This is a genomic window from Jiulongibacter sediminis (genome assembly GCF_001306455.1).
Lineage (GTDB): Bacteria > Bacteroidota > Bacteroidia > Cytophagales > Spirosomataceae > Jiulongibacter > Jiulongibacter sediminis.
The window spans coordinates 1-5,185 of the sequence record NZ_LGTQ01000020.1 but is presented as its reverse complement, the minus strand read 5'-3'; the positions used below and the strand labels follow the sequence as shown (position 1 = coordinate 5,185).

Annotated in this window: 4 protein-coding genes; 2 read left to right on the top strand and 2 right to left on the bottom strand. The window is 40.3% G+C overall.

Annotation, left to right across the window (positions count from 1 at the left end):
• A partial coding sequence (locus AFM12_RS19355; RefSeq protein WP_216598527.1) for a glycosyltransferase occupies positions 1-1,222 on the top strand: 1,222 nt, incomplete at its 5' end.
• Here the strand turns inward: AFM12_RS19355 and AFM12_RS19350 are convergent.
• Positions 1,205-2,191, bottom strand: coding sequence for a hypothetical protein (locus tag AFM12_RS19350; RefSeq protein WP_157687493.1), 987 nt, complete (start codon positions 2,189-2,191; stop codon positions 1,205-1,207). The genes AFM12_RS19355 and AFM12_RS19350 overlap by 18 nt on opposite strands.
• 5 nt (positions 2,192-2,196) lie before the next feature.
• A complete protein-coding gene (locus AFM12_RS19345; RefSeq protein ID WP_055152100.1) occupies positions 2,197-3,597 on the bottom strand; it encodes an MBOAT family O-acyltransferase in 1,401 nt (466 codons plus the stop codon).
• Positions 3,598-3,842: 245 nt separating this feature from the next.
• Here AFM12_RS19345 and mnmE point away from each other — a divergent pair, with 245 nt between their 5' ends.
• Positions 3,843-5,180 (top strand): tRNA uridine-5-carboxymethylaminomethyl(34) synthesis GTPase MnmE, encoded by a 1,338-nt coding sequence (gene mnmE, locus AFM12_RS19340; protein ID WP_055152097.1) that lies wholly within the window; start codon positions 3,843-3,845, stop codon positions 5,178-5,180.
• Positions 5,181-5,185: the final 5 nt, after the last annotated feature.

Below are 5,185 nucleotides of genomic sequence, written 5' to 3'. Positions count from 1 at the left end.
TTTGAAAATTTTCAAAGAGGCTTTTTTGTACCTTCGAATTTCCCTCAAAGACCAATTCATGAATTATTTGATCGTCGACCTCAATATCACACTCAATGGCCATAAGTTGGGTTTTGTACAGGAGACGATGAATTTTCTGGCTCTTCATCATGCGGATAGCGAGCATGAGTTCCATTTTCTGGTAAATGAGCCACTCAAAAAGTCGGACTCGAATAAATTCCAGGTACATTATCCCGGAAAATCCTACCAGGCAAAGTTTGATAAATATTCGGGGCTGAAGAAATATAAAGAACAGTGGCAATACATCGCTGTCAAAGCTGGTCAGCTTGATATTCATAAGGTGGTATTAATGGAGTTTGACCTTTATCAGGCCGCTATCGGTTTTGATAAAGACACTGCTTTCGACATCTCAGGAATATGGTTTAGACCCTATTTCAGGCAAAAGGCAATCGGCTTGACTCTTTTTGAAAAGGTAAAGTTCAATATCCGAAGAGTTCAAAAAAAAGGTCTTTTAAAATCATCACTGAGAAACTCCAGATTAAAAAAGATTTTCATTCTGAACGACCAGAAAACGGTGGATTTTATGAATGAAAGAGAGGGAGATCGATTCGCTTACCTGGCTGATCCTGTTTTTGACTATCCCTGTTATAAGCTGACCAATATTCGGGATAAGTACCTTATAAAGGATGATCGCTTGATTTTTCTCATTTTCGGGTACATGGATGAGCGTAAAAACGTGGTTAATGTTCTTAAAGCCATTGAGAAACTCTCCAAAACCGAACAGGAAAAAATATGTTTAATGCTCATTGGTAAAACTGCAGAGCACTATGAGGCTACATTGCTTGAGGCCATTGAAAAACATAACTCAGAAATTCAACTGTTTCATATTGATGAGTTCGTGGATAATTGTGAAATGGAAGCTTTGTTTTCACAATGTGATCTGGTTTTAAGAATGAACATTAATTTCTTCGCAAGCAGCGGAATTATAGGCCTGGCAGCCAAGTATGATAAGCCATCTTTGGTTTCTGACTATGGAATTGTAGCTGAGCTTACTGAAAAATATGAAATGGGCAGATTAGTTGACCCCTTGAAAGTTGACCAGATAAAGGAGCTTTTCAGCAGTTTTGTCAAGGAGCCAGATTCCTGGAAAATCGATGGGTCTGCCTATTACAGAGACCATAATACAAGGGCTTTTGTAGAAAACTTATTGCAACTCAATTAAGTCAGAGACAATAGCTTCATTGGCCTTTTCCAGCCATAAATACTGCCCTTCACAACTCCAATGGGTATCTCCTAAGGCATAAGCCTTCTCTCCCATCTTTTCGAAATCTGTGTAAACATCAATAACAAATGCCTCAAGATCGGGATGGTTTTGGATTCGACTGATCAACTCGTTATAAACACCGAGGTCTCTGCCTAAAATACTGGTTTTATTAGGGATTATACTCAATACTACTCTATCAAAACCCTTTGACAAATAATATTCACTGGTTTGATTGACATTTCTAACCAGAGTGTCAATTTCCTTTTCACCTATGGTGTCAAACGCAGAACTTATTCCCTTTTTTGAAGGTAAATGATACAAAAGGTGCTCCTCAGAAGCATTCAGTTTCACACCTTCATCCACTCGCTCAAAAACCTTCTGATTTAATAAAGCTTTCCACTCCCTGATTCTCATGGTAAAATCGTAACCAAAAAGCACTGTGCTATGCAATTCTGTGGAATATGGCATTTTTAAATCAACAATCCAGTCAAACAAACCTGACTCTTTCTGTACCGTTTTTTCAAAAGAAACACCCAGCCATTGCTCTCCAAATCGCTCTCTGAAATGTCGCTCAACTGTTTCAATAATTAGGACATTTTGATCGTCATCGGATAAGTCGACAAAAGTCTGCTGATCAACCCTAATTTTGCTGAATTTCTCAACCACAAAATCATCAGCAGCCATTCTGCCATCTTCTGTAAAGCTATCCCCTGCCAACACCAGATGTAATCCATCAGTTTTTTGAGGCTTGATATTTTCACATTGGGGTTTCTCAGATTTAAACTTTGGCAAGTTCGCCATCCGGTATAAATCACCGTAGCGGTAATCGTCTTTGACCAAACCCTTATCTGCCATCCAATTAGCTGTTTGTGGCGAACAGCCGAGAAACCAGAGGAACCCGAAGAAGACAAGTGTTATGTATTTCACGATTCTCAAAACTGAAAATAGATAAACTGATTGGTAGTAAAGACACCCAGAAAGTAGCAGGCAATTAACAATGCGGCAAACTTCACATAAAAGACTGGAGTTTTCTGAGTATCAATATGTTTAACATAGATTTCTTTGAGCATCAAAAGGCCAATCAATCCTACTGAGAACCACATTTCAGTACTATTCAAAGGGCTTGTCAAACCTGTATATGTCGACGGAGAAAAGATTCTTATCAGAACAGTTTTAGCATCACTCAAACCTCTTGCCCTGAAAAACACCCAACTCAAAGTAACCAAACTGAAGGTGATCAATATCTGAAGTTTGTCTGCCCAAAAGCCTGAAGGCAATTCAATATTCAAATACTTCTTTCGCATCATGGCCAAAATGAGATAAATACCGTGAAGAGAACCCCAAATCACGAAAGTCCAGGCTGCTCCGTGCCAAAGACCACTGACCATGAAAACGATGAAATAATTGAGGTAATGCCGATACTCACCCACTCGACTCCCACCGAGTGGTATATATAAATAATCTTTAAACCAAGTTGACAGCGATATATGCCACCTACGCCAAAACTCCGAAATGGATTTTGAAATATAAGGCACATCAAAGTTCTCCATCAGGTTAAAGCCCATCAGACGTGCAGCTCCAATGGCGATATCTGAATACCCTGAAAAATCGCAGTAAATCTGAAAGGAATAAAATAGAGTAGCGACCAACAGTGTTGAGCCGCTTTGCTCAGCTGGATTTGCATAAGCATAATCGACCATCAAAGCGAGCCGGTCGGCAATGACTACCTTCTTGAACATCCCCCAGGCGATTCGGATTAAACCTTGTTTGATGTTCTCAAAATTGTATTTGAAATAGGTATGAAACTGGTGCAACAGATTTTGAGGTCTCTCAATTGGCCCCGCCACCAGCTGCGGATAAAACATCACATAGAGTGAGTAAATAATAAAATCCTTCTCCGGTTTCTGGTTTTTCCGATACACCTCAATTGTGTAGCTCATGGCCTGAAAAGTATGAAAAGAGAGACCAATGGGGAGCTCGAGGGGGTAATTGGGAATTGGATTTTCAATACCCATTAAGCCAAGTGCAAAGCCAATGTTTTGATTGATGAAATTGAAATACTTAAAGGCCGCTAAAAAGCCAATATTCGCTACAAGACTTAACCCTAAATACCATTTTCGCCGTTTCCCTTCAGCCTTGTCAATCAAAAAAGCGGCGAAATAATCAACCAGAATCGTTACCCCTAGAATGAGAATGTAAACCGGCTTAAAGGCCATGTAAAAATAACAGCTGGCCAGTAGAAGCAACCATACCCGCCCACGATGCCGAAGCATGTAGTACAAAATGGAAACTACAATAAAGAAGAAAACAAACTGAACAGAGTTAAAGAGCATAAATGCCTTTGGCTGCGATGGGTTAAAATGCTGCCAAAAATAGGAAGAATTTGTGGAGAAGAGGGAAGGTGAACGTGGGAACTTTGGAGTTGAGGAATTGGATAACCGGGAAGTTGGAGCGTTAAAAAATAAAGAAAGGTGAATGGAACCAAAAGAAAGAAGAGTTGTTCTAAAAAGTCTTTTGTCTTCCGTCTTTCCACAGGACTCTGCGAGAAATCTTAACGGCTTCGTAACTTGCAGCCGAAATGATACATCAGCAAGAACCTATTTGTGCATTAGCTACTGCTCCGGGCATCGGAGCTATCGCAGTTATCAGAGTTTCTGGTTTTGGAGCCATTGAAGCCACAGATGCGATATTTAAAGGAAAACTGCTAGCCAAAGCTGAGTCACATACAGCTAATTTTGGTCTTATTCAGGATGGAGACAAGATCATTGATGAAGTGCTGGTTACGGTTTTTAAGTCGCCCAGGTCATTCACTAAAGAAGACTCCACGGAGATTTCCTGCCATGGTAGCCCATTCATCGTCAAAGAAATTCTCAAGCTTTTGATGAGGAATGGTTGTAGAATGGCCAAACCGGGAGAGTTTACTCAAAGAGCCTTCGTAAATGGACAATTTGATTTGGTTCAGGCTGAAGCCGTGGCCGATTTGATAGAAGCCGATAATGCTGCTTCTCATCAGTTAGCCATAGACCAGCTTCGCGGTGGATTTTCATCTCAATTGAAAAACCTTCGGGAAGAACTCATTCATTTTGCTTCAATGGTAGAGCTGGAGCTCGATTTTGGTGAGGAAGATGTGGAGTTTGCGGATAGAGATGATCTGAAAAAGCTGATTCAGGATTTACAAAATACCTTGGTTCCGTTAATTGAATCATACGATTCTGGAAATGTGCTGAAAGAGGGTATTCCGGTAGCTATTATCGGGCAACCTAATGTGGGTAAATCAACCTTACTCAATGCTCTTTTAAAAGAAGAAAAGGCCATTGTCACTGATATTGCCGGCACCACCCGTGATGCCATTGAAGATATCATGGTAGTCAAAGGAATCAAGTTTCGTTTTATTGACACTGCCGGTATTCGGGAGACCATAGATACAGTGGAAACTATTGGAATTGAGAAATCAAAAAATGCTCTTCAAAAAGCCAGAATCGTCCTTTTCCTTTATGCCGAAAAAGCAGAAAGAGATTTTCTTGCCCTTCAATTTGAGGAGTTGGTCAAAGACAAAAAGGTGCTTTGGATTAAAAACAAAGCTGATATTTCAGAGCAAATAGCAGAGCAATCGGATTTATTAATTTCGGCCAAAAACAATCTGGGCATATCCGAATTAGAAGATAAGCTCTTTCAACTCGCTTCTGAAAACCAACAGGGAGACACTGTTCTTACCAACCTACGTCATTACGAACTTCTGGTAAAAACCAACGAATCCTTAAACGATGTACTAAACGGCCTTTCAATGAGTATCACCGGCGATTTCTTGGCCCAAGACATCAGGATGGCTCTTCATTACCTAGGCGAGCTTACCGGTACCATTACAACAGATGATTTGCTTGCTAACATCTTCGGGAAGTTTTGCATCGGGAAGTAACAACC